The organism is Agromyces marinus (assembly GCF_021442325.1).
Lineage (GTDB): Bacteria > Actinomycetota > Actinomycetes > Actinomycetales > Microbacteriaceae > Agromyces > Agromyces marinus.
In genome coordinates this window covers 1,211,634-1,237,207 of record NZ_CP087879.1, presented here as the reverse complement: position 1 = coordinate 1,237,207, position 25,574 = coordinate 1,211,634, and the positions used below count along the sequence as shown (strand labels likewise).

The window sequence follows — 25,574 nt, the reverse complement described above, 5'->3', positions numbered from 1 at the left end:
CCCCTGACCGAGACGCTCACCGAACGCGGCCGAGCCAAGGCCGACCGTCGCGCCGCGCTGCTCGCTGCCGCCGCACGGCTCTTCGCCGACCGCGGGTACGCGGGAGTCACCCTCGAGGAACTCGGGCAGGCCGCGGGCGTGTCCGGCCCCGCCGTGTACCGCCACTTCCCGGGCAAGGCCGCGGTGCTCGCCGCGATCCTCGCCGACGCGAGCCGTGGGCTCCTCGACGGAGGGCGACGCACCGCGCACGAGATCGCCGACCCCTCGGCCGCGCTGCACGCGCTCATCCGCTTCCACGTCGACTTCGCCCTCGCGAACGCCGACGTCATCCGCGTCCAGGACCGCGACCTCGACAGCCTCGACGGCACCGACACGCACGAGGTCCGCCGCCTGCAACGCGAGTACGTCGAGCTCTGGGTCGACGTGCTCACCAGACTTCGGCCCGACCGGGCCGAATCCGAGTTGCGCATCCGGGCACACGCCGCCTTCGGACTGATCAACTCGACCCCCCACAGCGCCCGCATCCATGGGCGCCGACCCGCGGACAGAGTCGTCCGCAGCATCCTGGAGGACATGGCATGGTCGAGCCTCACGTCGTGACCCTGCGCGCGACCCGCGCAGAAGACCGCGACGAGCTGTTCCGCATCCAACTCGATCCCGAGGCCAATCGCGTGGCCGCGTTCACGGCATCCGATCCGACCGATCGCGCCGCGTACGACGCGCACTGCGCCCGATTCGCCGAGCGGGAGGACTACGACGCGCGCACGGTGCGGTGCGACGGACGGATCGTCGGCAGCGTCGCCCGCTGGGTCGACCCCGAGACCGGGATGCCCGAGATCACCTACTGGATCGACCGGGCGCACTGGGGCCGCGGCATCGCCACTCGCGCGCTGCGACTGTTCCTCGACACGCAGCCGCGCCCCCTGCGCGCACGCGCCGCGGCCGACAACGCGGCATCCGTCGCGGTGCTCGGCAAGCTCGGGTTCGTCGAGGTCGGCCGCGACCGCGACTACGCCAACGCGCGCGGCGAGGAGATCGAGGAGATCGAGTTCGTCCTGCGCTGAATCACCGGTTGCGGTAGAGCTCCATCAGGTTCGCGGGGATCCGACCGCGGTCGGAGACCTCGTGCCCGTTGGCACGGAGCCATTCGCGCGCATCCTTCGTCTCGCTGCCCGCCCCGCCGCCGCTGCTGCGACGCCGAGGGCCGCCGCCGCGCGCCGCGGTCTTGCGCGCCGCGCCGATGAAGGGCGCGAGCGCCGCGCCGAGCTTGGCGATGTTCTCATCCGACAGGTCGATCGCGTACTGGTCGCCGTCGAGGGCGAACGAGACGGTGCGATCGGCGTCGCTCCCGTCGAGATCGTCGATGAGCGTCTCGATCACGCGCTTGGCCATGTTCCACATCCCTCACTGCGGCAATTCACCGCACAACTCGAGAACCGATTCGGATATCGCTTCCGAGCATAGGGAACCGATTCGAGATACAGCACTGAATTCCATCGCATGTGGAGAATTCGATCGCCGCGGAATTCACGATGAATTCACGCCGGGAGAATGCCCTGCGCCTCCGCGATGCCGCCGATGACGCGGGCGAGCGCGACATCCCGTGCGGTCACCGCCCCGACGTCGTGGGAGACGAGATCGAATTCGATCCGCCCCCAACCGAGCCTGACGTCGGGATGGTGGTTCGCGGCATCCGCCTCGATCGCGACGGCATCGAGCAGGCGAACGGAGCCCGCGAAATCCCTGGTGCGGAATTCCGCGGTCAGCCGCTCGCCGTCGTGCCGGAATCCGGTGCCTGCGAGGTCGGCCTCGACCTCCTCCCGCGCGAGCGGGGTGTGCGCGTCCATGCCGCCCATGCTGCCCCTACATCATGGTCAGCGCCAGCCCGGGGTCGCGCAGGATCCGGCCGATGTCGGCCAGGAAGCGCGAACCCTGCTCGCCGTCGACCAGTCGATGGTCGAACGAGAGCGAGAGCGTCATGACCTCGCGCAGCGCGATCTCGCCGCGATGCTCGCGGGGCTCCCGCCGCACCGCACCCATCGCGAGGATCGCCGCCTCCCCCGGATTCAGGATGGGCGTGCCCGCGTCGATCCCGAACACGCCGATGTTCGTGATCGAGATCGTGCCGCCCATGAGATCGGCAGGCGGCGTCTTCCCGGCACGAGCGGTCTCGGCGAGGGCCACGATCGCGTCGGCGAGTTCGATGAGCGTCATCCGCTCGGCGCCGCGGATGTTCGGCACCACGAGACCGCGCTCGGTCGCGGCGGCGATGCCGAGGTTGACGTGACCGAAGCGCACGATCTCCTGCGCGTCCTCGTCCCAGCGCGAGTTGACCTCGGGCGTGCGGGCGGCGGCGATGCACAGCGCCTTCGCGACGATCGCGAGCGGGGTCACCTTGTGACCGGCGAAGGCGCGATCCGAGCGGATGCCCTCGAGCAGCGCCATGGTCGCCGTCACGTCGACCGTGAGGAACTCGGTCACATGCGGCGCGGTGAAGGCGCTGCGGACCATGGCCGCCGCGGTGTGCTTGCGGACGCCGCGGATCGGGATGCGGGTCTCGCCCGGTGCTGCCGGTTCGGCGACGGCAGCGGATGCCGTGCCGGCAGCGGATGCCGCGGGGGCGGCGGATGCCGCGGCCTCGACGTCGGCCCGCGTGATGAGGCCCCGTTCGCCAGTGCCCTCGACCTGTTCGAGGTCGACGCCGAGATCGCGCGCGAGCTTGCGCACGGGCGGGGTCGAACGCGGCCGCTCGCCCCGGTCCGGGTGCTCGGCCGCGCCGGTGCCGGCCGCGCCGGTGCCGGCCGTCACGGCGCGTTCGTGCTCCGGCGGCTCGGGCACGAGGTCCTCGGCGAGTGCCGCTGCGCCGAGCCGTCTCGGGCGGCGCTTGGGTCCGCGGTCGGCGCTCGCGCCGTACCCCACGAGCGTGGGCTCGCGCACCTCGGCGGCCTCCGGGGCAGCGACCTCCGCGGGGGCCTCAGGTGCTGCGGCATCCGCTGCCGAGGCATCCGCTCCCCCGCCGGTGTCGCACGAGAAGAGCTTCTCGCCCACGTTGACGGTCTCGCCCTCGGCCGCGTGCAGGGCCGTGACGGTGCCCTCGAAGGGCGACGGAAGTTCGACGACGGCCTTGGCGGTCTCGACGTCGGCGATGATCTGGTTCAGTTCGACGTGGTCGCCGACCTTGACGCGCCAGGCGACGATCTCGGACTCGGTGAGCCCCTCGCCGAGGTCGGGCAGTGCGAAGTCGCGGATCATGCTCACGCCTCCACCTCGCTCAGCGAGTTCGGCCGCCCGAGCGCGCGGTCGACGCCGTCGAGGATCCGGTCGAGGTCGGGCAGGTGGTACTGCTCGAGCTTCGCGGGCGGGTACGGGATGTCGTGGCCGGTCACCCGAACGGGCGCGACCTCGAGCCAGTCGAAGCAGCGTTCGGTGATCGACGCGGCGATCTCTGCGCCGACGCCGCCCTGTTCGCCGGCCTCGTGGGCGACGACGAGCCGGCCGGTGCGGCGCACGGATGCCTCGATCGTGGCGTAGTCGACGGGCGCGAGCGAACGCAGGTCGATGACCTCGATCGACACGCCGTCTTCTGCGGCGGCGGTCGCGGCATCCCTCGCGGTCTGCACGAGCGCACCGTAGGTGACGAGCGTGACGTCGCCGCCGGACGCCACGGTCGTCGCGACGCCCATCGGGCGCGCGTCGGCGAGGCTCGCGTCGAGGTCGACCTCGCCCTTGACGTGGTACCGGCGCTTGGGCTCGAGGAAGACGACGGGGTCGTCGCTCGCGATCGCCTGGCGGATCATGACGTAGGCATCCGCGGGGTTCGAGCACGCGACGACCCGCAGGCCCGCGGTGTGCGTGAAGTACGCCTCGGGCGATTCGGAGTGGTGCTCGGCCGCGCCGATGCCGCCGCCGAACGGGATCCGGATGACCAGCGGCATCCGCACCGTCCCTCGCGAACGGTAGTGGAGCTTGGCGACCTGGGTGACGATCTGGTCGAACGACGGGTAGACGAATCCGTCGAACTGGATCTCGACGACCGGACGGAACCCGCGGTACGCCAGACCCACTGCGGTGCCCATGATGCCCGCCTCCGAGAGCGGCGTGTCGACGACGCGGTGCTCGCCGAACTCGGCCTTGAGCCCGTCGGTGATGCGGAAGACCCCGCCGAGGGTGCCGATGTCCTCGCCGAGCAGGACGACCTTGTCGTCGTCGGCGAGCGCGCGGCGCAGGCCCTCGTTGATGGCCTTGCCGAAGGTGATGGTGCTCATGCGGTGCCTCCGTCCTCGTCGCCGAACATCGCGAGGTAGCGCGCGAAGCGCTCCTTCTGCCGTTCGACGTGGCTGTTGGGTTCGGCGTAGACGTGCTCGAACACGCTCATCGGTTCGGGGTCGGCGATCGCGGTGAGGCCCGCCCGGAGTTCGGCCGCGGCGCGGTCGGCGGCCTCCTTGACGTCGGCGTCGACCGCGTCGATGTCGGCACCGGATGCCGCGAGGTGCGCGTGGAGCCTCGTGATCGGGTCGCGCTCGCGCCACGCCGCGAGGTCGTCGTCGGAGCGGTATCGCTTGGGGTCGTCGGCCGTGGTGTGCGGTCCCATGCGGTACGTGACGGCTTCGATGAAGGTCGGCCCCTCGCCGCGGCGGGCGCGCTCGAGCGCCCAGCGGGTGACGGCGAGCACCGCGAGCACGTCGTTGCCGTCGACGCGGATGCCGGGCATGCCGAAGCCGTCGGCCCGGCGCGCGAGCGGCTGCTTGGACTGCAGGCCGACCGGTTCGGAGATCGCCCAGCCGTTGTTCTGGCAGAAGAACACGACGGGCGCGTCGAAACTCGAGGCGAACACGAGCGCTTCGTTCACGTCGCCCTCGCTCGTCGCCCCGTCGCCGAAGTACGCGATCGACGCCGACGTCGTGCCCTCCCACCGGGCGCCCATGGCCCAGCCGACGGCGTGCAGGGTCTGGGCGCCGATGATGATCTGCGGGATCGCCATGCGCCTGGCGTACGGATCCCATCCGGATGCCGCGGAGCCGCGCCACACGCTCAGCAGTTCGTCGGGGCGGACGCCGCGCATCCAGGCGATGGCGTGCTCGCGGTAGCTCGAGAAGACGAAGTCGTCATCGTGCAGGGCCCGGGCGGAGCCGATCTGCGCGGCCTCCTGCCCGGCCAGCGGCGGCCACAGGCCGAGTTCGCCCTGACGCTGGAGCGCGGTGGCCTCGGAGTCGAGGCGGCGCACGACCACCATGTCGCGGTGGAGGCGGATGAGCGCGTCGAGGTCGACATCGGCGACCCACGGGTCGAACTCGGGGCTGGCGTGACGCACGCCGGACTGGTCGAGGAGTCGGACGAGGTCGTCGGGGCGGGTGAGCAGCCCGGTCGCCTCTCGGTCGCTAGGGGTCATCGTCGAACCTCCGTGTCGGCCGGCCGCCTTGTGGGCAGCCCGGCATCCGGCGCCGATGCCGGATACCCGAAGGCTACGACGAACTGGCAATCGGCTCAAGCATCGGCGATCCGCTTGAGCATGTTGCATGGTCGAGAGGGGAACGCCGGTGCTATCGTGAAGCACTATGACCGGCTACGACCACGTCGACCGTGCACTGCTCAGCGCACTCGCAGCCGATCCGCGTGCGACCGTCGTGGCCCTCGCCGAGCGGCTGCGGATGAGCCGGAACACGGTGCAGGCGCGGATGGCGAGGCTCGAGGCATCCGGCGCCTTCCTCTCGTTCGAGCGGAGCATCGATCCGAGCCCGCTCGGCTACCCGCTCGAGGCGTTCGTCGCCGTGCACGCACGACAGAAGGTGCTCTCCGAGGTCGTCGTCGCCCTCGCCGCGATCCCCGAGGTGATCCAGGCGCACGGGCTCTCGGGCCAGATCGACCTCCTCGTCCGGGTCGTGTGCCGCGACGCGCACGACCTGTTCCGGATCGACGAGGAGATCCTCGCGATCGAGGGCGTCGAGCGCACCGAGACCTCGCTCGCGATGGGCGAGCTCATCCCCTACCGGCTCGGCCCGTTGCTCGATCGATCCGGTTGATCATCCGCCGCGAGGCGTCCTGAGGCGATGCGGCGAACCTGCTGCAAACACATCGTTGCAAACAAACCCTTGCAAAGTTTTCTTTGCAGAGGTACCTTTGCACCATGGACGAGCAGACGAACGACCCCGAGACCTGGCCGAGCAGCACCCGCCACCCGGGCATCGACCACGTGCTCTCCAGCGAGAGCCTGAAGAGCCTCGCGCACCCGCTGCGGGTGCAGATCTACGACGAGCTCTCGACGTACGGCCCCTCCACCGCGAGCGGCCTCGCCGAGCGGCTCAGCGAGTCGAGCGGGGCGACGAGCTACCACCTCAGGCAGCTCGCGAAGGCCGGTCTCGTGCAGGAGGTCACGGGCCGCGGCACGGGTCGCGAGCGCTGGTGGGAGCGCCGGCCGGGCTCGATCGCGATCCCCGACGCGCGAAGCCTGCCGCAGGGCAGCGCCGAGCGGCTCGCGGTGCGGCTCGTCGAAGACGAGTGGTTCCGCTCGCGCGACCAGAACTTCCGCGAGTTCGTGACCACGGGCGAAGAGGTGTTCGGCAGCGACTGGCTCGACGTCGCGACCTCCGACACGATCAACCTCACGCTGACCCCCGACCAGCTGCACGGGCTCGTGACCGACATCGACGCCGTGCTGAAGAAGTACATCGACGCGTACAAGCGCACGCCGTCGCCCGGATCGCGCCCCGTGCAGATCCACGTCAACGCCTTCCCGCTGGTTCGCGGGCAGGCAGCCGACCCCGCCGAAACGGAGCAGCCATGAACACGCTCACCGTCTCCCCCGCGTCGACCCGGGTCTCAGGCCTGGCCGTCCGCGCGGGGCTCGCCCTCGCGAGATGGGGCCGCCGGCGCGCCGTGCGCCGCACCGATCGCGAGCGGATCCTTCGGGTCCTCGCCGAGCGATCGGCGGCACGCGAAGCGGCCGAAGCCAACGCGCGCACCCACGCCGCCGCACGCCTGATGCTCGGGTAGCGACCCCATCCGGACCGGGCGGTGCGCGACCCGCGCACCGCCCGGGTTTGGTCCGGCGGCGCCGTCGTGTCAGGGTGTACTGCCCGATCCACCGCCGCGAAGGAGCGCCATGGCCCGCCGACCCGCCCTGCGACTCGACGGCCGACTCGCCGTCGTCACCGGAGCCGGCAGCGGCATGGGTCGGGCCTCGGCCGAACTGCTCGCCGCCCGAGGGTGCGCGCTCGCGCTGGTCGACCGCGACGCTGCAGCCCTCGAGGCGCTCGCGGGCGGGCTGCGCGCCGGCGGCGCGATCGTCAGCACCCACGTGATCGACCTCGCCGACCTCGCCGCGGTCGCCGCGCTCCCCGACGCGGTCGAAGCGGGGCACGGGCGCACACCGAGCATCCTGCTCAACTGCGCCGGCGTGTCGATGCTCGGCAGCTTCGAGCAGGCCACGCTCGAGGAGTTCCGCTGGGTCGTCGACATCAACCTCTGGGGAACGGTCGCGATGACGAAGGCGTTCCTGCCGTCGCTCATCGCCGCGGGCGACGCGCACATCGCCAACGTGTCGAGCCTGTACGGCCTCGCCGCGCCCGCTGGGCGGGTCCCCTACGTCACGTCGAAGTTCGCCGTCCGCGGGTTCACCGACGCGCTGCGTCATGAGCTCGAGGCGACGGATGTCTCGGTGTCGGCGGTCTACCCTGGCGGCGTGCAGACCGGCATCATCCACCACGCCCGCGTCGCGGCCGCCGTCGCACCCGGCGCGGCCGCGCGCGCCGCCGACGCGCAGGCCGCCCTCTACCGCACGACGCCCGCCCAGGCCGCCGAGCGCATCGTCGACGGCATCGTGCGGCGCCGCCCGCGCGTGTTCATCGGCCGCGACTCGCGGCTGAGCGACCTGGTCACGCGCGTCGCGCCCGTCGGCTACTGGAACGTCATGCGCGGCATCGTCGCGGCGGCCGCCGACACCCGCGGCTAGCGGCGCCCGGCGGCCGGCGAGCCGAGAACGACGGATGCCCGCCCCGACGAATCGGGACGGGCATCCGGTGACGGGATCGCGCGCTTACGCGTCGACGCCCTCGGCGGGAGCGTCGGCGTGCTCGCCGGTCGCGCCGCGGCCGTTGGTGTCGGCCTCCTCCGCGATGACGGGAGCGAGCGAGAGCTTGCCGCGGTCGTCGATCTTGGTGATCTCGACGAGGATCTTCTGGCCGACGCCGAGGACGTCGTCGACGTTCTCGACGCGCTTGCCGCCGGCGAGCTTGCGCACCTCCGAGATGTGCAGCAGGCCGTCCTTGCCGGGCAGCAGCGAGATGAAGGCGCCGAACGCGGCGATCTTCACGACGGTGCCGAGGAACTGCTCGCCGATCTCGGGGTTGGTCGGGTTGGCGATCGCGTTCACCGCTGCGCGGGCCGCTTCGGCCGAGGGGCCGTCGGTCGCGCCGATGTAGACGGTGCCGTCCTCCTCGATCGAGATGTCGGCGCCGGTGTCGTCCTGGATGCCGTTGATCGTCTTGCCCTTGGGGCCGATGAGCTCGCCGATCTTGTCGACCGGGATCTGGACGCTGATCACACGCGGCGCGGTCGGGGCCATCTCGTCGGGGCTGTCGATCGCGGCGTTCAGCACCTGCAGGATCGTGGTGCGCGCCTCCTTCGCCTGGGTCAGCGCGCCCGCGAGCACCGAGGCGGGGATGCCGTCGAGCTTGGTGTCGAGCTGGATCGCCGTGACGAACTCCGAGGTGCCGGCGACCTTGAAGTCCATGTCGCCGAGTGCATCCTCGGCACCGAGGATGTCGGTGAGCGCCGCGTAGCGGGTCTCACCGTCGACGGTGTCGGAGATGAGGCCCATCGCGATGCCCGCGACGGGCGCCTTGAGCGGCACGCCCGCGTTCAGCAGCGACAGCGTGGACGCGCAGACCGAGCCCATCGAGGTCGAGCCGTTCGAGCCGAGCGCCTCGGAGACCTGGCGGATGGCGTAGGGGAACTCCTCGCGCGTCGGCAGCACCGGCATGAGCGCACGCTCGGCGAGTGCACCGTGGCCGATCTCGCGGCGCTTGGGCGAACCCACACGACCCGTCTCACCCGTCGAGTAGGGCGGGAAGTTGTAGTTGTGCATGTAGCGCTTCTTGGTGACCGGGCTCAGCGAGTCGATCTGCTGCTCCATCTTGAGCATGTTCAGCGTGGTGACGCCCATGATCTGGGTCTCGCCGCGCTGGAAGATCGCGGAACCGTGCACGCGCGGGATGACCTGCACCTCGGCGTCGAGCGGGCGGATGTCGGCGAGGCCGCGCCCGTCGATGCGGACGCCGTCGGTGAGGACGCGCGAGCGGACGACGTGCTTGGTGACCGACTTGTACGCCGCGGAGACCTCGGCGTTCGCCGACTCGGGCAGTTCGCCCGCCTCGACCTTGGCTGCGATGGCCTCCTTGACGCGCGCCTTGAGCGCGTCGTCGGCGTCCTGGCGCTCGACCTTGCCGGCGATCTGGTAGACGCGCTCGAGCTCGTCGAGGGCGAGCGCCTCGACCGCGGCCTTCGTCGCGTCCTGGTAGGGCGGGAAGGTCGGGTAGTCGGCGGTCGGCTTGGCCGCGGTGGCCGCGACCTGCTGCTGCGCGACGACGAGCTGCTTGATGAACGGCTTGGACGCCTCGATGCCCTGGGCGATGACGGTCTCGTCGGGCTTGACGGCGCCGGCCTGGATGAGGTTCCACGCGTTGTCGGTGGCCTCGGCCTCGATCATCATGATCGCGACGTCTTCGGAGCCGTCGGCCTCGGTCACGACGCGGCCCGCGACGACCATGCTGAACACGGCCTCCTCGAGCTGCGAGTGCTTCGGGAAGGCGACCCACTGGCCGTCGATGAGGGCGACGCGCACGCCGCCGATCGGGCCGGAGAAGGGCAGGCCCGAGAGCTGCGTCGAGAGCGACGCGCTGTTGATGGCGAGCACGTCGTACAGCTCGTCGGGCTCGATGGCGAGCACCGTCACGACGACCTGGACCTCGTTGCGGAGGCCGTCGACGAACGACGGGCGCAGCGGGCGGTCGATGAGGCGGCACGTGAGGATCGCCTCGGTCGAGGGGCGACCCTCGCGGCGGAAGAACGAGCCGGGGATGCGGCCCGCGGCGTACATGCGCTCCTCGACGTCGATCGTGAGCGGGAAGAAGTCGAAGTGCTCCTTCGGCTGCTTCGACACCGAGGTGGCCGAGAGCAGCATCGTCTCGTCGTCGAGGTAGGCGACCGCCGAACCCTGCGCCTGCTGCGCGAGTCGGCCGGTCTCGAAGCGGATGGTGCGGCTGCCGAACCGACCGTTGTCGATGACGGTTTCGGCGAACGTGATTTCAGGACCTTCCAAGAGGTCTCTCTCCTTTGTTTATCGTCGCACCCCGTGTGGGCACGACTCGAACGCAGGAGCAGGAACAGGCAATACGAATCGCATCGATGCCGACGCGTTCACGCTGGCCACCAGTAGAAGTCCACCAAGCTCGCGATTGGTACACCACCACAGGGGACCAGCTTCCTGCCGGCCTGCTCCGGAACGCCCTTGGCAGGGCGCGTGCTCATGTTGAATTGAGCGGATGCCACGCGGGCATCCTTCCAGAGCCTATCAGTCCGGCGTGTCGGGACCTAGTGAGCGGCGCCGCACGCCGATACCCTGCGTGGGAACGAGACGCGGGTGGAGGCGGGTATGGAGACCGACAGGATCATCGAGATCGACGGGCTGGTCAAGCACTTCGGCAGGGTCGTCGCCCTCGACGGGCTCGACCTCGAGCTCCGGCAGGGTGAGGTGCTGGGCTTCCTCGGGCCGAACGGCGCGGGCAAGTCGACGACGATCCGGATCCTCCTCGGACTCGTGCGCCGGACGAGCGGGAACGTGCGGCTGTTCGGCTCGGACCCCTGGGCGCACGCGGTGTCGTTGCATCGACGCCTCACCTACGTGCCGGGCGACGTCGCCCTCTGGCCGCGCCTGACCGGCGGTCAGTGCATCGACGTGCTCGGCTCCTCGGGCGCCCCGCTCGACGAGGGCCGCAGGGCGGAACTGCTCGAGCGATTCGACCTCGACCCCTCCAAGCGCGTCCGCGACTACTCCAAGGGCAACCGCCAGAAGGTCGCCCTCGTCGCGGCGTTCGCGGCCCGTGCCGACCTGCTGATCCTCGACGAGCCGACATCGGGGCTCGATCCGCTCATGGAGGAGGTGTTCCGCGAGTGCGTGCGCGAACGCGCCGCAGAAGGGGCGAGCGTGCTGCTCTCGAGTCACATCCTCGGCGAGGTCGATGCACTGTGCGAGAACGTGACGATCATCCGGCACGGCAAGGTGGTCGAATCCGGCAGCGTGGCCGAGTTGCGACGACTCTCGCGCACGACGATCCACGCGGTCACGCGCGGGCCGGTCGCTGAGCCGAGGCACCCGTCGGTCGCCGGCCTCGAACGGCGGCCGGCCGGCGACGGCGTGGAACTCGAGTTCACCATCGACCCGGCAGCGCTCGACGATGTGCTTCCGCCGTTGCTCGCAGCGGGCGTGGAAGCGCTCACGGTGCGCCCACCCAGCCTCGACGAGCTCTTCCTCACCGCCTACCAGGGCGGGCGATGAGCGCCGCGGTGGCGTCGCCGCGCGCGGCGACCGGCGGGCTCGCCGCGATCACTCGCATCCAGCTGCGCACCGGGTGGATTCCACTGGTCGTCTGGACTCTCGCCCTGATCGGCGTCTACCTCGCGACGGTCGCCGCCGTCGACGGGCTCTACGGAACGCCCGAGCAGTTGCAGGGCTACGACGACACCGTCGCGAGCGACCCCGCGATGGCGGCGATCAACGGCACGCCATACGGTGCGGACACGCTCGGCGGCGTCGTCTCGAACGAGTTCGGGTTCATCTCGGGGATCGCGATCCCGCTCATGGGACTCCTGCTCGTCGTGCGGCAGACGCGCGCGCAGGAGGAACGGGGAATGCTCGAACTGCTGCGCTCGCGCGGCGTCGGCGCACGTGACCCGTGGATCGCGGCCGTGCTCACCACCGTGTGCGCGCTCGTCGTGGTCGGAGCCGGGTTCGCGACCGTGCTCATCGCCTACGGCGAGCCGGCCGATGCCGCGATGCTCTACGGCGGGTCGATCGCCGCGCTCGGCGCCGTGTTCGCCGGATTCGCGACCTTCGCGGGCCAGTTGCTCCGCCGTGCCGGCGCGGTCACGGGTCTCGGCATCCTCGTGCTCGGGCTCTCGTATGCCGCCCGCGCGGTCGGCGACGTGCGAGAGAACGGATGGAAGTGGCTCTCGCCGCTGGCCTGGCAGCAGGAGACCCGGCCGTTCACCGACGACCAGCGTCTCTGGCCGCTCGCGCTCGCGATCGGGGTCGCCGCCGTGCTGATCCTCGCCGGGATCTCGCTCGTCGGGCGGCGCGACCTGGGCGCGGCACTCGTGCCGTCACGGCCGGGGCCCGCCCGGGCCGGCCGGATCACGCGTTCGACGTGGGGACTCGCGCTGCGATTGCAGACGCCTGCCGGGCTCGCCTGGATCGCGGGCGCCTTCGCCGTCGGCGCCGTGTTCGGCGCGTTCACCGATGACATCGCCGACGCGATCGCCGCCAACCCGGCGCTGGCCGCGGTCATGGGCGACGGCGAGGCGACCGAGGGCTACGTCGCCATCACGCTGGCGATCATCGTCGTGATGGCGATCGGATGCCTCGGGCAGGGCGTCGGACGGGCGCGCGACGAAGAGACGTCGGGCACGCTCGAACCGACGCTCGCGCGGGCGATCGCGCGGGCGAGCTGGCTCGGTGCGCACGCCGCGTGGTCGGCGGTGTTCGCCGCCGCGACGCTGCTCATCGGCGCGGCCGGGCTCGGCCTGACCGCGAACGGCGAGGTCGACGGCATCCTCGCGGCCGCAGTGGCGTACCTTCCGGCGGTGGCCGTCGTCGTCGGGCTCGGGGTCCTCCTGCTCGGCGCCTTCCCCCGCGCGACCTGGGGGGTCTGGATCGCGCTCGGGTACATCGCGTTCGTCGCCGTCCTCGGGAACACGCTCGACCTGCCCGACTGGGCGCTCGACCTCTCACCGGTCCACCTGGTCGGCAACCTCCCCGTCGATGACGTGGTCCCCGCGACCCAGTGGCTGCTCGGCGGCATCGGCGCGGCGCTCGCCCTCACGGGCTTCATCGGCATGCGCCGTCGAGACGTCCCGCGCTGAAGCCGGCACCCGCACGAGCGCGTCGTGCTTGGGCACGCGACCGTCGCCCGCGGTCCGGCCGAGCATGCGCCGCCCGATCCACGGGACGGCATGCCTGCGCAACCACTCCGCGTTCGGCAGCGGCGAGGCATCGGGATCCTCGGCGTCGCCGTGCAGGGCCGCGTCGAGACCCGCGAGCGCCGCGGCATCCCGAACGCCGAGCGCCCCCGCCGCGGCGTACGCGAGCGCACGGTGCCCGGACGAGTTCAGGTGCACGCGATCCTCGGCCCAGACGCCGCGCGCCGTGAGCCCGGTGTGCCGGGACGCGTCGAGCACCCGGGCCCCGGACGCCTCCGCGCGCGCCGCGACGAGTCCGGCGAACCGCTCGAACCGCCCCCGCACCGTGCCGAGACGCGCATGGGCGGGAAGGAACGGGGTGACCACGAGCACGTCGGCGCCGCGGCCGCGGAGCGCGTCGACCGCGTCGCCGAGGCGCGCGGCGAGCGCCTCGGGCCTCGCGTCGATCCGGACCAGGTCGTTGCCGCCGATGAGCACCGTCACCAGGTCGGCGTCGAGCTCGGCCGCGCGCGGCACCTGCGTGTCGACCGCATCCGCGATGCGACGGCTCCGAACCGCGAGGTTCGCGTAGCCGATGCCGTCACCGCTCTGCGCGAGCAGCATCGCGAGGCGATCGGCCCACCCCCGGTACTCCCCCGCGGCCATGCGCGACGAGTCGCAGAGCCCCTCGGTGATCGAGTCGCCGACGGCCACGTACCGACGCCACGCGGGGCGCGGCGCGGACGAACCGGGCGGCGGCAGCGCCATCCGCTCTTCGCCGTCGATGGCCGCCGGACGCACCGGGTCTGCTCGGGGCGTCGTCATCGCGGGCGTCGCGAGCGCAGACGGCGCCGAGCGCGCGGCCGTGCCGCGCCGCAACGCGCCCGCCTCCGCATAGTGCGCGAGCAGTTCGTCGCCGAGGCGCTCCCAGCTTCGCCCCGCCACGCCGTCGCGCGCCGCACGACCGAACGCCCGCCGCTTCGCGAGGTCGCCCGCGAGGTCGCGCACGCGCGCGACGAGATCGCCGAGGTCGCCAGGCCGGTACAGCCAGCCGTCCCGGCTCGACGTGACCAGGTCGAGCGGGCCGCCGCGTCCGGTCGCGACCACGGGCACGCCGCTCGCGAGCGCCTCCTGCACGGTCTGGCAGAAGGTCTCGCTCTCGCCGGGGTGCACGAACACGTCCAGGCTCGCCATCGCCTCGGCGAGCGCGTCGCCGCCGAGGAAGCCCGTGAACGCGGCATCCGGCATCATCGCCTCGAGCGCGGCGCGGGAGGGGCCGTCGCCGATCACGACGAGGCGGACCCCGTCGATCGCGGCGAGCGCCGCGAGGTCCTCGACCTGCTTCTCGGGTGCGAGCCGGCCGACGTAGCCGACGAGCACCTCGCCGTCGGGCGCGTGCCGTCGCCGCCACCGGTCGGAGCGGCGGCCGGGCCGGAACCGGTCGGTGTCGACCCCGCGCGCCCACCGCCGTACCGGATCGACGCCGTACGACTCGAGCTGCGCGATCGCGGCCGTCGACGGAGCCAGGTTCAGCGTCGCACGGCGGTGCAACCGGCCGACGTGGTCGGCGAGCATCGGCGCGGCGCCGGGGAGCCGGTAGCGCTCGGCGTAGGCCGGCACATCGGTCTGGTAGACGGCGACGCTCGGCACGCCGAGCCGTTCGGCCGCGAGGACGCCCTGCCAGCCGAGCACGAACGGGGACGCGAGGTGCACGACGTCCGGCTCGAAGTCCGCGAGCAGGCCCGCGAGGCGACGGGTGCTCGCGATCGTGACGCGGACCTCGGGGTACCCGGGCATCGGGATCGACCGCAGGAACTCGGCGCGGGCGCCGTGCATCCCGTGCTCGACGGGCCCCGAGCGCGGTGCGAGGACGAGCGCGTCGTGCCCGCGCCGTTCGAGGTGCCGGAGCACCTGCAGGAGCGAGTGGGTGACCCCGTTCATGTGCGGGAGGAACGACTCGGCGAGCAGTGCGACTCTCACGCGGCCCAGCATGGCGGGCCGTCCTCGCACGGACCGCACCGCGACGCCGGTGGTCGCCCAGGGTTCACCGGTTCGACGCTCGCGCGTCGCATCCCGTCCGGGTACGGGCAACGCCCGGCGGTCGCGGATTCCCGCTCGGAGGAGTTACATGGGGTGCAGGGCGCGTCGCCCGACGTGTCCGGATACGTTCGAGGGGGAACGACATGTCATCGGTCGCACGGGTCACCACCATCACCGCGTTCTCGGAGTCGGGCTTCGACGACGCGGTCTCCATCGGCATCGCGCGCGCCGCCGAGACGTTGCGGAACGTCAAGGGCGCCTGGGTGAAGGAGCAGAAGGTCAAGGTCGAGGGCGGGAGCGTCATCGAGTGGTCCGTGACCCTCGAGGTCACGTTCGTGCTCGAGGGCTGAGGCCGTCGAGAGCTGCGGCCGTCGAAGACCTGCGGACGCACCGGGGCCGGAGCGGCATCCGCTCCGGCCCCGTGCCCCCCCGGGTCGTGCTGTCCCCCGGTCCTGCGGTCAGTTCTTGAAGGCGTCCTTGACGTTCTCCGCCGCCTGCTTCAGGTCGGCGCCGCTCTGCTCGGCCTTGCCCTCGGCGACCTTCTGCTCGTCGTCGGTGGCCTTGCCGACCGCCTCCTTCGCCTGCCCGGACACCTTCTCAGCCGTGTGCTTGATCTTGTCGCTTGCGCCCATCGTGCGCACCTCCGTTCGCTCGCTTCCAGTGAACGCCGCCCGCGGCGCGAACGGAAGGGGCTTGCGAACGCACACGGTGCGCGCTAAGGCTGCGGGCCGGCGATACAGTGCGGACATGGGAAAACTGATCTACGGCGCGTCGTCGCGCGAGTTCGACATCGACGACCGTGCCCTCGCGCATCTTCGCGTGGTGATCATCAACAAGCTCAGGCGCTCCGAGAGCTTCGCACTCACGCTCGAGCACGGCGTCGACCGCGGCAGTGGCCGGACGACGCTCTGGTTGCACGAGTCGATCCCGCTGCAGTTCGTGTTCAGCGGCAACCGGCGGCCGGCGTTGAACCGCTTCTGGGTCGAGGAGCTCGCCCTGAGCGCCGGGAGCACGCACGGTCTCCACGTGCTGCCCGAGCCATCCGAGACGGCGCCGTTCGAGACCTGAGCGTCGCTACGACGCCTCGGCCGGCTCCCCCTCGACCGGCTGCACGTCGACGCCCACCTGGATCGGCTGCTCGGCGTCGGTTCGGATCGGCTCCGAGTCGAGTTGCTCCGGGACGAGTTCGATGCCGCTCGTGCTGTTCGCCGAGCGCATCAGTCGTTCGACCCATTCCCGGCTGAGTTCGATCCGCTCGGACTCGTCGAACACGAACCGCAGCGGGATCGCCGGGTGGAGCCAGAGCGCGGTCCGCCCGCGTTCCTGGTCCTCGGAGTGCGGCCACGACAGCGTGAAGCTCTCGTTGCGGCGGAGTTTGGTGACCAGCGCGACCTGAAGGTGGGCCAGCGCCCGGTCCTCGATCCCGATCGGCGTGCCTGAGTCGCCGTAGTACAGGGTGCCCACAGGGCAACGATACGCCGCCGCCCGCCGCAACGGGGCATCGGGCGCGGATTCGTTGTCAACCCCCTTTCTGCCGTGCCCGGTCCGCCCGTAGCATTCAGCGCATCCGAACAGGAGCGACGGGAGCATTCTGCATGAGCATCCTCTTCATCATCATCATCGTCGTCGCGGTGGTCCTCGCGATCACGGGCGGCTTGGTCGAGTCACTGAACTTCCTGCTCTGGGTGGGTCTCGTCCTGCTCGTCCTCGCCGCGATCGCCTGGCTGATCAGATCGATGAGCGGGCGGAACCGAGTCTGAGCCTCGGAGCCTGAGCAAGCGGATGCCGCGCGAGGACCTTCCTCCGTGGCATCCGCTTGCACGCTCCTCCGCACACGGATCGCACCTGTCGGCGCGCGCGGCGCGGGCGTATCGTGAGCCTCGGGCGGGGCGCGACGGGCGCAGCCGCACCTGAGGGGGTCGACCATGACCACGTACCTGGTGCTCTACCACGCGGACGTCAGCGCCGAGGAGCAGATGCAGCAGTCGGAGTCCGAGGGGCAGGCCGCGATGCAGGCCTGGATGGCCTGGGCGGGGCAGGCGGGCGACGCGCTGGTCGATTTCGGCACGCCGCTCGGCGCCGCCCGCCACGTCGGCGCCGAGGGCACCGCGTCGACCATCGCCGGCTTCTCGATCATCGAGGCGCCCGACGCGGATGCCGCGGCCGCCCTGATGGACGGCCATCCGCACCTGGAGCTCGGCACGATCGAGATCCTCGAACAGCTCTCGGTGCCCGGGATGTGAGGCGAGAGCGGATGCCGTGGCGCGCCGCTACTGGCCCGTGAGCCCGCCGAGCAGGTGGCCCATGGGCCGATCGAGCGAGAACGGATCCCGCACGCGCGTCGAACGGTCGGTGCGCTCGACGAGGTCGGCGAACTCGGTGGCGCCGCGCATGATCCGGTCGGGAAGCGAGCGCACGCCGTCTCCGCCGCCGCCCCAGTCGCCCGTGGCGGCGAAGACACCGGTCGTGACCGGGATCGCGTGCAGGTAGGTGAACAGCGGGCGAATCGCGTAGTCGATCGCGAGCGAGTGCCGCGGGGTGCCGCCGGTCGCGCCGATGAGCACGGGCAGGTCGGTGAGCGCGTCGGGCTCGATGACGTCGACGAACGACTTGAACAGGCCCGCATAGCTCGTCGTGAAGATCGGGGTCACGGCGATGAGCCCGTCGGCCCCGGCGACCGCGTCGAGCGCCTCCTCGAGGGACGGTGGCGCGAAGCCCATGAGCAGGTGGTTGGCGATGTCGTGGGCGAGGTCGCGCAACTCGAACACGCGTGCCTCGACCTCGACGCCGCGTTCGCCGAGGAGCCCGGAGCTGTCGGCGAGGAGCCGGTCGGCGAGCTGCCGGGTCGAACTCGGCGTGGACAGGCCCGACGAGACGACGACGATCCTGCGCACGGTCGACGGTTCGGCGGTCATCGTGCGGCCTCCAGGTAGGGCGAGCCGAGCGTGAGGTTGTCGCCGCGGTTGGCGTTCGGGGTCGCCTGCGGGGGCGCCGCGTCTCCGTACGCGGCGCGCACGATCGAGGCGTGGGTCGGCGCGTCCGGCACGTCGGCGGGGCGGTCCTTCGCGAACTCGCGGCGCAGGACGGGGACGACCTCGCCGCCGAGCAGGTCGAGCTGTTCGAGCACGGTCTTCAGCGGCAGGCCGGCGTGGTCGACGAGCCACAGCTGGCGCTGGTAGTCGCCGACGTAGTCGCGGAAGCCGAGCGTCTTGTCGATGACCTCCTGGGGGCTGCCGACGGTGAGCGGCGTCTGCTGCGTGAAGTCCTCCATGCTCGGGCCGTGCCCGTACACGGGTGCGTTGTCGAAGTACGGGCGGAACTCGTTCACCGCGTCCTGCGAGTTCGCGCGCATGAAGACCTGGCCGCCGAGTCCGACGATCGCCTGCGCGGCGGTGCCGTGGCCGTGGTGCTCGAAGCGCTGCCGGTAGAGCGCGATCATGCGCTGGGTGTGGCTGGCGGGCCAGAAGATGTGGTTGGCGAAGAATCCGTCGCCGTAGTACGCGGCCTGCTCGGCGATCTCGGGGGTGCGGATCGATCCGTGCCAGACGAAGGGCGGCACGCCGTCGAGGGGCCGCGGGGTCGAGGTGAAGCTCTGCAGCGGGGTGCGGAACTTCCCTTCCCAGTCGACGACGTCTTCGCGCCAGAGGCGGTGCAGCAGTTCGTAGCTCTCGACCGCGATGGGAAGGCCCTGGCGGATGTCCTTGCCGAACCATGGGTAGACCGGCCCGGTGTTGCCGCGGCCGAGCATGAGGTCGGTGCGGCCGCCCGAGACGTGCTGCAGCATCGCGTAGTCCTCGGCGATCTTCACCGGGTCGTTGGTGGTGATGAGGGTCGTCGCGGTGGAGAGCTGCAGGGTGGAGGTCTTCGCGGCGATGTACGCGAGCGTGGTCGTGGGCGAGGAGGACCAGAACGGCGGGTTGTGGTGCTCGCCGAGCGCGAAGACGTCGAGGCCGACGGCCTCGGCGTGCTCGGCGATGGTCAGCGTCGCCTGGATCCGCTCGGCCTCACTCGGAGTCCGACCGGTGGTCGGGTCCTGCGTGATGTCGCTGACGGAGAAGATTCCGAACTGCATGTCGCCCTCCTGGGCCTTCCGTGTTCCATGCTTCTGCATGCAATGGTCGACAACGGATGCCGCGCCCGCACTATTCCCGCACACCGACGGGGCCCGTCGCGAATCGCGACGGGCCCCGCTGGCTCGGATCGGTCGGACTACTCGGTCTCGTGCGGTCCGTGGTGGTGGCCGTGGCCGTCCTCATCAACGAGGTCGGGGTCGAGGCCGCCGGCGTTGCCGCCGATGGTGCCCTCGGGCCCAGCCGGTGCCGGGAGGTTCAGCCCGCCGGGCACGGCCGTGCCCTTGACGCCGTTGACCGACTCGGTCGAGTAGGAGTAGGCGAGCACGGCGAGTGCGACCGCGTCGGCGTTGACGCCGAGCGCGTGCGCGTTGACGTTGTCGATCGTGTCGCAGGCCTGGTGGTAGCACTGGTCGTACGACTCACCGGCGACACCGCCCCAGATGCTCTCCTGCTCCGCGGTCTTGACGACCTCGGCACCGGTGAACAGACCGCCCGCGGGGATGCCGACGCGGATGAACGCGTCGTAGTCGCTGCGACCGCTGAACTGCGCGTCGTCGTACGGTTCGCCGACCGAGGTGTAGTAGCTCTCGAACAGCTTCTCGATGGCGGTCGAGCCGTCGGGGATCGGCACGCCGGTCGGTGCGAGCCAGCCGGACTCGTCGCCGTCGTACACCATGAAGATGTAGTTGGGCGAGGCGACCATGTCGAAGTTCAGGTACAGCGCGATGCGGTCCTGTTCCTCCTGGCTGAGGCCGGCGACGTACTCCTCGGAGCCGATGAGACCCGACTCCTCGGCGCCCCACCACGCGAGGCGGATGGTGTTCTGGGGCTTCAGCTTCTCGATGCTCTGCGCGAGTTCGAGCAGTGCGGCCGAGCCGCTGCCGTTGTCGTTGATGCCGGGGCCGGCCTGCACCGAGTCGAGGTGCGCGCCCGCCATGACCACGTTGTCGTCGTTGACGCCCTTCTTCTCGGCGATCACGTTCTTCTGCGGGCGCTCCTCGGGCGCGGGCACGAAGACGTTCGCGATCGAGCCGGCCTGGCTGAGCGCGACGCCCTGCTCGTAGCTCGCGCCGACGACCGGGATGCCGACGACCGAGGACCCGCCGAGGGTGCCGACGATGAGCCCGTTGCGGTCGTCGCCGGTCGTGTTGCCCTGGTTGAAGATGATCACGGCCTCGGCGCCTGCGGCCTCGGCGTTCAGCGCCTTGTCGGCGAACGGGCACGTGCCGCGCTGGACGAGCGCGATGTCGGCCTGGCCGGAGAAGTCGAGGCCCGCGAAGTCGGCGACATCGCAGCCGCTCGTGCTCGTGTTGCCGAGCCCGAGCATCACGTCGACCGGGATGACCGTGCCCGTGACGTCGCCCGCACCGCTGCCGGTGAACGGCCCGGTCTCGTACTCGGCGGTGATCGGCGCCAGCTGCGTCAGCGTCGACGGTCCGACGTAGGTGTACGGGAACGACTCGGTCGAGACGTCCCATCCGGCGTCCTCGAGCACGTCGACGACGTAGTCGACGCTCGCCTCGTAGCCGCTCGTGCCGGCGGCGCGGTTGTCGTCGTTGGCATCCGCGATGGACTGCAGGGCCTGCAGGTGCTCCATCGCGCCGTCGGCGTCGACGCATTCGAGGAGCTTCTGGACGGTGTTGTTGTTCCGGGTGTCGCAGGAGTTGCCGCCGGGTGCGGCGAACGCGGCTCCTGCGGGGACCAACGCCAGGGCTGCGACCGTGGTTGCACTGGTCGCGAGCACCGCGGCGCGGCGGGAAAGCCGTTTCGTGTGATACATCGTCTCTCCTTCTCGAGGCGTCTTCGTCGACGCCCTCGATGCGAGACACTACTGGACCTGAGGTCCCCTCAACAGGCTTGACAATGGCCAGATGGACGCCTATTGGGGGCGGTTCCCGGGCTCCGGTCCGACCACCGACTCGAGTCCGCTGACGTCGAGTTCGACCCCGCGCGGCTGCGCGGCGCCCGTGATGCGCGCCGGAACCCTGACGTAGCGTCCGTCGACGCGCAGCGCGTCGAGCCGGTCGCGCCACCGGGCATCGGCGTCCTCGCGCAGGAATCCGGCGTGCCTGGGCCTGGCGTCGCCGGTGCCGGCCGCGATCAGCTGCACCCCGACGCGGTACCTGGGCGAGAGCCAGCGCCTGGCGCGCGGCACGAGCACGGCGTGCAGGTCGGGTCCGCCGTGCACGCGCGCGATCTCGATCGCGGACTGGTGGCGATGCGTGTCGGCGACCGGCACGACGGCGCGAACGGATGCCGCCAGGGCCGGGGCGTCGACGATCGCGAGCCCGTCGAGGCCGGTGAGGCCGCCCATCGGGTCGGGGTTGCGCGTGCGTCGCTCGCGCATGAACGCGATCACGCCCCATCCGGCCGTGAGCGCGATGGCGAAGAGGAGGAGCACGTACCATCCGCCGTGCTCGGGCCGGATCGCCCCGGTCAGGACGAGCAGGAACACGATCACGAGATAGGGCAGGGGTTCCCAGTGGAGCACGGGGACGTAGCGGGGCGCGGACACCACGACAGGCTACCGCCGGGCAGGTGCCGCCGAGGTTCAGCGAAGCGTCGGGAGGATTCCGGCGATCTCCTCGAACACGCGCTCGTCGCCCGCGTAGAGGCCGTGCTCGCGGGGGCGGTGCGCGATCACGTCGGTGAAGCCCAGTTCGCGGGCACGGAGCACGGCGTCCTCGAACGCATCGACGCTCCGCATCGAGTAGCGGGACTCGGCGTCGAGCGAGAGCACGCGGTCGAAGCCCGCGGGATCACGCCCCTCGGCTGCGCAGGCCTCGTCGACGCGCGCGGCGAGGTCGGCCAGGTCGGCCCACCACGCGGCATCCGCTTCGTGCTCGCCGCCCGTGGTGACCCACCCGGAGCCGTATCGGGCGGCCAGGCGCATGGCCCGCGGACCGTTCGCGGCCATGAGGAAGGGCATGCGCGGCGCCTGCGCGGGTTCGCCGACCATGCGTGCGGCGTCGGCGACGTAGTGGGCGCCGCGGTGCGAGATGCCCTCGCCCGACCCGCGCTCGAAGCGCAGCAGCACGTCGAGCGCCTCGGTGAACTCGCGGAACCGCTCGTACCGTTCCCTCGCCGACAGCGGCGGGATGCCGAGCACGTGCGCGTCGAACCCGGTGCCGCCCGACCCCAGCCCGAGCACGAGGCGTCCGCCCGAGATCGCGTCGAGCGTCGCGACGTCCTTCGCGAAGGGCACGGGGTGGCGGTAGTTCGGGCTCGCGACGAACGTGCCGAGCCGGATCCGTTCGGTGACCGTGGCCGCGAGCGTGAGCGTCGGCACGGTGGCGTGCCAGGGCTCGCCCGCGAGCCCGCGCCACGACAGGTGGTCGTAGGTCCAGGCGTGGTCGAAGCCGAGTTCCTCGGCCCGGCGCCACCGGCGCTCGGTCTCCGCGCGGTCGTACTGGGGCAGGATGACGAGGCCGAAGCGCATGGGCCGAGCCTACGCGGAGGTCCGGACCGGCGCGGTGGGCGGCGCGGTCGGCGTCAGGTCCGCGGGTACCGGCACGAGGTCCGCGTCGAGCGCGACGGATGCCTCGTCGGCCGGGGTGCGTTCGAGCTTGACGAGCACGATGCCGCCGAGGATGAGCACGCCGCCGAGGATCTGCAGGGCCCCGAGGGCCTCGCCGATGAGGATCCAGCCGACGATCCCGGCGAAGACCACCTCGGAGAGCCCGAGGAAGGACGCCAGCCGGGTTCCGAGCAACCGGATGGAGGCGACGCCTGCGGTGTAGGCGAACGCGGTCGAGACGGCGCCGACGGTCAGCAGCGGCACCCACCACGGCGCGGTGCCGGCGAGGAAGGGGACCTCGCCGAACCTGACCTCCATCGGCACGAGCCCGACGAGCCCGGCGAGGGCGAGGGCGATCGCCCCAACGACGAAGCCCGCGGCGAGCAGCGCGACGGGCGGGAGCTGTTCGGTCGCGCGCTCCCCCATGCCGTAGTACACGCAGACGCCGAGCATCGCGATGGCCGCGAGGGCCAGGCCGAGGGGGTCGAGGTCGCCGCCGCCCGGCCCGATGACGAGCCAGAGGCCCGCGGCCGCGAGCACGGAGCCCCCGATGACGATGAGCTGCGGAACCCGCCTGGTGCGCACCCAGGCGAACAGCACGAGCGCGATGGGCGCGAGGTACTCGATCAGGAGCGTCATCGAGACGGGGATGCGCTCGATCGACGCGTAGAAGGCCAGTTGCACGGCCGCGACCGCGACGACGCCGTAGAGCAGGATCGTCCAGCGGGCGCGCCAGAGCGGTCTGAGGTCGAATCGGAGCACGATGAGCGCGGGCACGACGAGCAGGGCCGCGGCGATGCTGATGCGCGCGAGCACCGCGGCGCCGGGCGACCAGCCGTGCTCGAGCAGCGGCTTGACGAACACGCCGCCGGCGCCGAAGGCGAGCCCGGCCGCGAGCCCGATCACGATGCCGACGATGCCCCGCGATGCGCGCATTGCCACCCCTATGTCATGAGCCAACTTGGTTATGCTCGTGACGTTAGCCGAACGGATGTCAGGAGTCAAATGATTTTCACCGATGACACGGTGTCGGCGCTCGGCTTCATGGCCGCGGTCGCCGACACGGTCCCCGGCGCGTCGGAATCCGGGACGGACGAACTCGCCGACGCGGCGCAGCTCGCGGCCCTGCTCGACGAGTGGGCCTTCTCGGGCCGTCGCGACGGCGACACGCGGGAACTGGCCGAGGTGCGCGCGGTGCGCGACCGCCTGCGCGCCGTCTGGACCCTCGATCGCGACCACCTGGCCCACGAGGTGAACGTCATCCTCGACGAGGCCCACGCGATCCCGCGGCTCGTCCGGCACGACGATCTCGACTGGCACATCCACGCCGTCTCGCAGGAGTCCCCGCTCGCCGAGCGCATGCTCGTCGAGGCCGCCATGGCGCTGGTCGACGTGATCCGCGCCGACCAGGTCGACCGCCTCGCGCGCTGCGAGGCCGACGACTGCACGGGCGTGTTCGTCGACCTGTCGAAGAACGCCTCGAAGCGCTTCTGCAGCGTCCGCTGCGGCAACCGGATGGCCACGCGCGCGTACCGGGCGCGCACGGCGGACTGACCGCGCCGGCCTACTGCACGCGCCGGCCTACTGCACGATCGCCATCTCGTGCGGCGTCTCGTTGAAGCGCTTCCCGCCGTCGGCGGTGACCGTGACGATGTCCTCGATGCGCACGCCGAACCTGCCGGGAAGGTAGACGCCGGGTTCGATCGAGAAGCACATTCCCGGCTCGAGCGGCGTGGTCTCGCCCTCGACCATGTAGGGCGGTTCGTGCGTGGTCAACCCGATGCCGTGCCCCACCCGGTGGATGAAGTACTCGCCGTAGCCGGCATCCGTGATCACGGCCCTCGCGACGCGGTCGATCTCCTGGCACGGAACTCCCGGACGCACCGCCTCGAATCCGGCCTGCTGGGCGCGGACGACGAGGTCGTGCACCGCTCGTTCCTCGTCCGTCGGCTCGCCGACGTGCACCGTGCGGGTCGTGTCGGAGCCGTAGCCGTGCTTGAGCCCGCCGAAGTCGAGCACGACCATGTCGCCGTCCTCGATGACCCGATCGCCCTGTTCGTGGTGCGGGTTCGCGCCGTTCGGGCCGGACCCGACGACCGTGAAATCGACCTGCGAGTGGCCGTGCGCGGTGAGCCCGGCCGCGAGGTCGGCCGCGACCTCGCGCTCGGTGCGGCCCGCGAAGCGCACCCCGAGGATCTCGCGGTACGTGGCATCCGCTGCCGCACCCGCCGCCGCAAGGCGTTCGAGTTCGTCGGCGTCCTTGACGGCGCGCAGCATGGGCAGCGCCTCGGTCATCGACACGTAGGTCGTGCCCGGCAGCCGGGCCTGCAGCCCGAGCAGGTGCATGGCCCACGCGGAATCCGACATCGCGTAGCGACCCGGGCCGAGCAGGGGTGCGGCGGTCGCGTACGGGTCGTCGCCGTCGCGCCAGTCGAGCATGGCGAGGGCGGATGCCGCCTCCGCGCGTTCCGCGTCGGGCCGTTCGAGTCTCGGCACGACGAGCGACGGGTCGCCCTCGGCGGGGATCACGAGCATCGTGAGCCGCTCGGTGATCGCGACCGGAAGGTAGCCGGTGAGGTAGCGCAGGTCCGGGCCGGGCGTGACGACCAGGCCCGCGAGGCCCGCGTCTGCGGCCTGCCGCGCGGCGCGGTGCATGCGGGCGATGTGGTCGTCGGCGGTGAACGCGGCGGTCATGGCCGGAGGCTAGCCGTTCGCACGCTCCCCCGTACCTGCCGAAAGGCCCCGGCCTCCTCGTGCAGGAGGAGCCGGGGCCT

General features: G+C 71.5%; 28 protein-coding genes. 12 read left to right on the top strand and 16 right to left on the bottom strand.

Going from position 1 to position 25,574, the window contains the following annotated elements; all coding sequences use genetic code 11:
• Positions 1 to 3 precede the first annotated feature (3 nt).
• Positions 4 to 600 (top strand): TetR/AcrR family transcriptional regulator, encoded by a 597-nt coding sequence (locus tag DSM26151_RS05825; protein WP_234661809.1) that lies wholly within the window; start codon positions 4 to 6, stop codon positions 598 to 600.
• Positions 579 to 1,064: a GNAT family N-acetyltransferase gene (locus tag DSM26151_RS05820; protein WP_234661471.1), complete on the top strand. Its 486-nt coding sequence runs from the start codon at positions 579 to 581 to the stop codon at positions 1,062 to 1,064. Before DSM26151_RS05825 ends, DSM26151_RS05820 begins: the two co-directional genes overlap by 22 nt.
• Position 1,065: 1 nt before the next feature.
• Here DSM26151_RS05820 and DSM26151_RS05815 read toward each other — a convergent pair whose 3' ends face one another.
• From DSM26151_RS05815 to pdhA, 5 genes are all read right to left on the bottom strand, one after another.
• A complete protein-coding gene (locus DSM26151_RS05815) occupies positions 1,066 to 1,392 on the bottom strand; it encodes a histone-like nucleoid-structuring protein Lsr2 (protein ID WP_234661470.1) in 327 nt (108 codons plus the stop codon).
• A 146-nt stretch (positions 1,393 to 1,538) separates the two neighbouring features.
• Positions 1,539 to 1,847: a 4a-hydroxytetrahydrobiopterin dehydratase gene (locus DSM26151_RS05810; protein WP_234661469.1), complete on the bottom strand. Its 309-nt coding sequence runs from the start codon at positions 1,845 to 1,847 to the stop codon at positions 1,539 to 1,541.
• Between the two features lie 16 nt (positions 1,848 to 1,863).
• The gene (locus DSM26151_RS05805) at positions 1,864 to 3,252 is read right to left on the bottom strand and encodes a dihydrolipoamide acetyltransferase family protein (protein ID WP_234661808.1); all 1,389 of its coding nucleotides are present in this window, start codon (positions 3,250 to 3,252) and stop codon (positions 1,864 to 1,866) included.
• A 2-nt stretch (positions 3,253 to 3,254) separates the two neighbouring features.
• Positions 3,255 to 4,265 (bottom strand): alpha-ketoacid dehydrogenase subunit beta, encoded by a 1,011-nt coding sequence (locus DSM26151_RS05800; protein ID WP_234661468.1) that lies wholly within the window; start codon positions 4,263 to 4,265, stop codon positions 3,255 to 3,257.
• Complete coding sequence (pdhA, locus tag DSM26151_RS05795) at positions 4,262 to 5,389, bottom strand: pyruvate dehydrogenase (acetyl-transferring) E1 component subunit alpha (protein WP_234661467.1); 1,128 nt, start codon at positions 5,387 to 5,389, stop codon at positions 4,262 to 4,264. Before pdhA ends, DSM26151_RS05800 begins: the two co-directional genes overlap by 4 nt.
• Positions 5,390 to 5,555: 166 nt before the next feature.
• Here pdhA and DSM26151_RS05790 point away from each other — a divergent pair, with 166 nt between their 5' ends.
• The 4 genes from DSM26151_RS05790 (at position 5,556) to DSM26151_RS05775 (ending at position 7,948) form a co-directional block, all read left to right on the top strand.
• Positions 5,556 to 6,020 carry an Lrp/AsnC family transcriptional regulator gene (locus DSM26151_RS05790; RefSeq protein WP_234661466.1) on the top strand — a complete coding sequence of 155 codons (465 nt, stop codon included), beginning with the start codon at positions 5,556 to 5,558 and terminating at the stop codon, positions 6,018 to 6,020.
• A 104-nt stretch (positions 6,021 to 6,124) separates the two neighbouring features.
• Positions 6,125 to 6,781 (top strand): ArsR/SmtB family transcription factor, encoded by a 657-nt coding sequence (locus tag DSM26151_RS05785; protein WP_234661465.1) that lies wholly within the window; start codon positions 6,125 to 6,127, stop codon positions 6,779 to 6,781.
• Positions 6,778 to 6,990: a hypothetical protein gene (locus DSM26151_RS05780; RefSeq protein WP_234661464.1), complete on the top strand. Its 213-nt coding sequence runs from the start codon at positions 6,778 to 6,780 to the stop codon at positions 6,988 to 6,990. The genes DSM26151_RS05785 and DSM26151_RS05780 overlap by 4 nt, the downstream gene beginning before the upstream one ends.
• A 109-nt stretch (positions 6,991 to 7,099) precedes the next feature.
• Complete coding sequence (locus DSM26151_RS05775) at positions 7,100 to 7,948, top strand: SDR family NAD(P)-dependent oxidoreductase (protein ID WP_234661463.1); 849 nt, start codon at positions 7,100 to 7,102, stop codon at positions 7,946 to 7,948.
• Between the two features lie 84 nt (positions 7,949 to 8,032).
• Here DSM26151_RS05775 and DSM26151_RS05770 read toward each other — a convergent pair whose 3' ends face one another.
• Positions 8,033 to 10,315, bottom strand: coding sequence for a polyribonucleotide nucleotidyltransferase (locus tag DSM26151_RS05770; protein WP_234661462.1), 2,283 nt, complete (start codon positions 10,313 to 10,315; stop codon positions 8,033 to 8,035).
• 333 nt (positions 10,316 to 10,648) lie between these two features.
• Between DSM26151_RS05770 and DSM26151_RS05765 the strand changes: the two genes are divergently transcribed.
• Positions 10,649 to 11,551 carry an ABC transporter ATP-binding protein gene (locus DSM26151_RS05765; RefSeq protein WP_234661461.1) on the top strand — a complete coding sequence of 301 codons (903 nt, stop codon included), beginning with the start codon at positions 10,649 to 10,651 and terminating at the stop codon, positions 11,549 to 11,551.
• A gap of 1,448 nt (positions 11,552 to 12,999) precedes the next feature.
• On the opposite strand, the gene DSM26151_RS05760 is transcribed toward DSM26151_RS05765, so the two are convergent.
• Positions 13,000 to 15,150, bottom strand: a complete 2,151-nt coding sequence (locus tag DSM26151_RS05760; protein WP_234661460.1) for a glycosyltransferase — start codon at positions 15,148 to 15,150, stop codon at positions 13,000 to 13,002.
• Between the two features lie 203 nt (positions 15,151 to 15,353).
• Here DSM26151_RS05760 and DSM26151_RS05755 point away from each other — a divergent pair, with 203 nt between their 5' ends.
• Positions 15,354 to 15,560 (top strand): dodecin family protein, encoded by a 207-nt coding sequence (locus DSM26151_RS05755; protein WP_234661459.1) that lies wholly within the window; start codon positions 15,354 to 15,356, stop codon positions 15,558 to 15,560.
• A gap of 108 nt (positions 15,561 to 15,668) precedes the next feature.
• On the opposite strand, the gene DSM26151_RS05750 is transcribed toward DSM26151_RS05755, so the two are convergent.
• The gene (locus DSM26151_RS05750) at positions 15,669 to 15,842 is read right to left on the bottom strand and encodes a CsbD family protein (protein WP_234661458.1); all 174 of its coding nucleotides are present in this window, start codon (positions 15,840 to 15,842) and stop codon (positions 15,669 to 15,671) included.
• 115 nt (positions 15,843 to 15,957) lie between these two features.
• Between DSM26151_RS05750 and DSM26151_RS05745 the strand changes: the two genes are divergently transcribed.
• Positions 15,958 to 16,278 (top strand): DUF7882 family protein, encoded by a 321-nt coding sequence (locus DSM26151_RS05745; RefSeq protein ID WP_234661457.1) that lies wholly within the window; start codon positions 15,958 to 15,960, stop codon positions 16,276 to 16,278.
• Between the two features lie 6 nt (positions 16,279 to 16,284).
• Here the strand turns inward: DSM26151_RS05745 and DSM26151_RS05740 are convergent, their stop codons facing one another.
• Complete coding sequence (locus DSM26151_RS05740) at positions 16,285 to 16,674, bottom strand: DUF7882 family protein (RefSeq protein ID WP_234661456.1); 390 nt, start codon at positions 16,672 to 16,674, stop codon at positions 16,285 to 16,287.
• Between the two features lie 131 nt (positions 16,675 to 16,805).
• Here DSM26151_RS05740 and DSM26151_RS05735 point away from each other — a divergent pair, with 131 nt between their 5' ends.
• Together DSM26151_RS05735 and DSM26151_RS05730 are read left to right on the top strand one after the other, a co-directional pair.
• Positions 16,806 to 16,970 carry a hypothetical protein gene (locus tag DSM26151_RS05735; protein ID WP_234661455.1) on the top strand — a complete coding sequence of 55 codons (165 nt, stop codon included), beginning with the start codon at positions 16,806 to 16,808 and terminating at the stop codon, positions 16,968 to 16,970.
• A gap of 165 nt (positions 16,971 to 17,135) precedes the next feature.
• Positions 17,136 to 17,453: a YciI family protein gene (locus tag DSM26151_RS05730; RefSeq protein WP_234661454.1), complete on the top strand. Its 318-nt coding sequence runs from the start codon at positions 17,136 to 17,138 to the stop codon at positions 17,451 to 17,453.
• 27 nt (positions 17,454 to 17,480) lie between these two features.
• On the opposite strand, the gene DSM26151_RS05725 is transcribed toward DSM26151_RS05730, so the two are convergent.
• From DSM26151_RS05725 to DSM26151_RS05700, 6 genes are all read right to left on the bottom strand, one after another.
• Positions 17,481 to 18,125, bottom strand: a complete 645-nt coding sequence (locus DSM26151_RS05725) for a CE1759 family FMN reductase (protein ID WP_234661453.1) — start codon at positions 18,123 to 18,125, stop codon at positions 17,481 to 17,483.
• The gene (locus DSM26151_RS05720) at positions 18,122 to 19,282 is read right to left on the bottom strand and encodes an LLM class flavin-dependent oxidoreductase (protein ID WP_234661452.1); all 1,161 of its coding nucleotides are present in this window, start codon (positions 19,280 to 19,282) and stop codon (positions 18,122 to 18,124) included. Before DSM26151_RS05720 ends, DSM26151_RS05725 begins: the two co-directional genes overlap by 4 nt.
• Before the next feature lie 137 nt (positions 19,283 to 19,419).
• On the bottom strand, positions 19,420 to 21,063 hold the full coding sequence (locus tag DSM26151_RS05715) for a M28 family peptidase (RefSeq protein ID WP_234661451.1): 1,644 nt from the start codon (positions 21,061 to 21,063) through the stop codon (positions 19,420 to 19,422).
• A gap of 99 nt (positions 21,064 to 21,162) precedes the next feature.
• On the bottom strand, positions 21,163 to 21,798 hold the full coding sequence (locus DSM26151_RS05710) for a hypothetical protein (RefSeq protein WP_234661450.1): 636 nt from the start codon (positions 21,796 to 21,798) through the stop codon (positions 21,163 to 21,165).
• A 36-nt stretch (positions 21,799 to 21,834) separates the two neighbouring features.
• Positions 21,835 to 22,722 carry an LLM class flavin-dependent oxidoreductase gene (locus DSM26151_RS05705; protein ID WP_234661449.1) on the bottom strand — a complete coding sequence of 296 codons (888 nt, stop codon included), beginning with the start codon at positions 22,720 to 22,722 and terminating at the stop codon, positions 21,835 to 21,837.
• A 9-nt stretch (positions 22,723 to 22,731) separates the two neighbouring features.
• On the bottom strand, positions 22,732 to 23,736 hold the full coding sequence (locus DSM26151_RS05700) for an EamA family transporter (protein WP_234661448.1): 1,005 nt from the start codon (positions 23,734 to 23,736) through the stop codon (positions 22,732 to 22,734).
• A 69-nt stretch (positions 23,737 to 23,805) separates the two neighbouring features.
• Here DSM26151_RS05700 and DSM26151_RS05695 point away from each other — a divergent pair, with 69 nt between their 5' ends.
• Positions 23,806 to 24,354 (top strand): CGNR zinc finger domain-containing protein, encoded by a 549-nt coding sequence (locus DSM26151_RS05695; protein WP_234661447.1) that lies wholly within the window; start codon positions 23,806 to 23,808, stop codon positions 24,352 to 24,354.
• Positions 24,355 to 24,381: 27 nt separating this feature from the next.
• Here the strand turns inward: DSM26151_RS05695 and DSM26151_RS05690 are convergent, their stop codons facing one another.
• Positions 24,382 to 25,494, bottom strand: a complete 1,113-nt coding sequence (locus tag DSM26151_RS05690) for a M24 family metallopeptidase (protein WP_234661446.1) — start codon at positions 25,492 to 25,494, stop codon at positions 24,382 to 24,384.
• Positions 25,495 to 25,574: the final 80 nt, after the last annotated feature.

What these genes read in the sequence shown, in the direction of transcription:
- DSM26151_RS05820 (WP_234661471.1), top strand. Translation starts at nt 579, where the DNA reads ATGGTCGAGCCTCACGTCGTGACCCTGCGCGCGACCCGCGCAGAAGAC.
- DSM26151_RS05815 (WP_234661470.1), bottom strand. Translation starts at nt 1,392, where the DNA reads ATGGCCAAGCGCGTGATCGAGACGCTCATCGACGATCTCGACGGGAGC.
- DSM26151_RS05810 (WP_234661469.1), bottom strand. Translation starts at nt 1,847, where the DNA reads ATGGACGCGCACACCCCGCTCGCGCGGGAGGAGGTCGAGGCCGACCTC.
- DSM26151_RS05805 (WP_234661808.1), bottom strand. Translation starts at nt 3,252, where the DNA reads ATGATCCGCGACTTCGCACTGCCCGACCTCGGCGAGGGGCTCACCGAG.
- DSM26151_RS05800 (WP_234661468.1), bottom strand. Translation starts at nt 4,265, where the DNA reads ATGAGCACCATCACCTTCGGCAAGGCCATCAACGAGGGCCTGCGCCGC.
- pdhA (WP_234661467.1), bottom strand. Translation starts at nt 5,389, where the DNA reads ATGACCCCTAGCGACCGAGAGGCGACCGGGCTGCTCACCCGCCCCGAC.
- DSM26151_RS05790 (WP_234661466.1), top strand. Translation starts at nt 5,556, where the DNA reads ATGACCGGCTACGACCACGTCGACCGTGCACTGCTCAGCGCACTCGCA.
- DSM26151_RS05785 (WP_234661465.1), top strand. Translation starts at nt 6,125, where the DNA reads ATGGACGAGCAGACGAACGACCCCGAGACCTGGCCGAGCAGCACCCGC.
- DSM26151_RS05780 (WP_234661464.1), top strand. Translation starts at nt 6,778, where the DNA reads ATGAACACGCTCACCGTCTCCCCCGCGTCGACCCGGGTCTCAGGCCTG.
- DSM26151_RS05775 (WP_234661463.1), top strand. Translation starts at nt 7,100, where the DNA reads ATGGCCCGCCGACCCGCCCTGCGACTCGACGGCCGACTCGCCGTCGTC.
- DSM26151_RS05765 (WP_234661461.1), top strand. Translation starts at nt 10,649, where the DNA reads ATGGAGACCGACAGGATCATCGAGATCGACGGGCTGGTCAAGCACTTC.
- DSM26151_RS05755 (WP_234661459.1), top strand. Translation starts at nt 15,354, where the DNA reads ATGTCATCGGTCGCACGGGTCACCACCATCACCGCGTTCTCGGAGTCG.
- DSM26151_RS05750 (WP_234661458.1), bottom strand. Translation starts at nt 15,842, where the DNA reads ATGGGCGCAAGCGACAAGATCAAGCACACGGCTGAGAAGGTGTCCGGG.
- DSM26151_RS05745 (WP_234661457.1), top strand. Translation starts at nt 15,958, where the DNA reads ATGGGAAAACTGATCTACGGCGCGTCGTCGCGCGAGTTCGACATCGAC.
- DSM26151_RS05735 (WP_234661455.1), top strand. Translation starts at nt 16,806, where the DNA reads ATGAGCATCCTCTTCATCATCATCATCGTCGTCGCGGTGGTCCTCGCG.
- DSM26151_RS05730 (WP_234661454.1), top strand. Translation starts at nt 17,136, where the DNA reads ATGACCACGTACCTGGTGCTCTACCACGCGGACGTCAGCGCCGAGGAG.
- DSM26151_RS05725 (WP_234661453.1), bottom strand. Translation starts at nt 18,125, where the DNA reads ATGACCGCCGAACCGTCGACCGTGCGCAGGATCGTCGTCGTCTCGTCG.
- DSM26151_RS05720 (WP_234661452.1), bottom strand. Translation starts at nt 19,282, where the DNA reads ATGCAGTTCGGAATCTTCTCCGTCAGCGACATCACGCAGGACCCGACC.
- DSM26151_RS05715 (WP_234661451.1), bottom strand. Translation starts at nt 21,063, where the DNA reads ATGTATCACACGAAACGGCTTTCCCGCCGCGCCGCGGTGCTCGCGACC.
- DSM26151_RS05705 (WP_234661449.1), bottom strand. Translation starts at nt 22,722, where the DNA reads ATGCGCTTCGGCCTCGTCATCCTGCCCCAGTACGACCGCGCGGAGACC.
- DSM26151_RS05700 (WP_234661448.1), bottom strand. Translation starts at nt 23,736, where the DNA reads ATGCGCGCATCGCGGGGCATCGTCGGCATCGTGATCGGGCTCGCGGCC.
- DSM26151_RS05695 (WP_234661447.1), top strand. Translation starts at nt 23,806, where the DNA reads ATGATTTTCACCGATGACACGGTGTCGGCGCTCGGCTTCATGGCCGCG.
- DSM26151_RS05690 (WP_234661446.1), bottom strand. Translation starts at nt 25,494, where the DNA reads ATGACCGCCGCGTTCACCGCCGACGACCACATCGCCCGCATGCACCGC.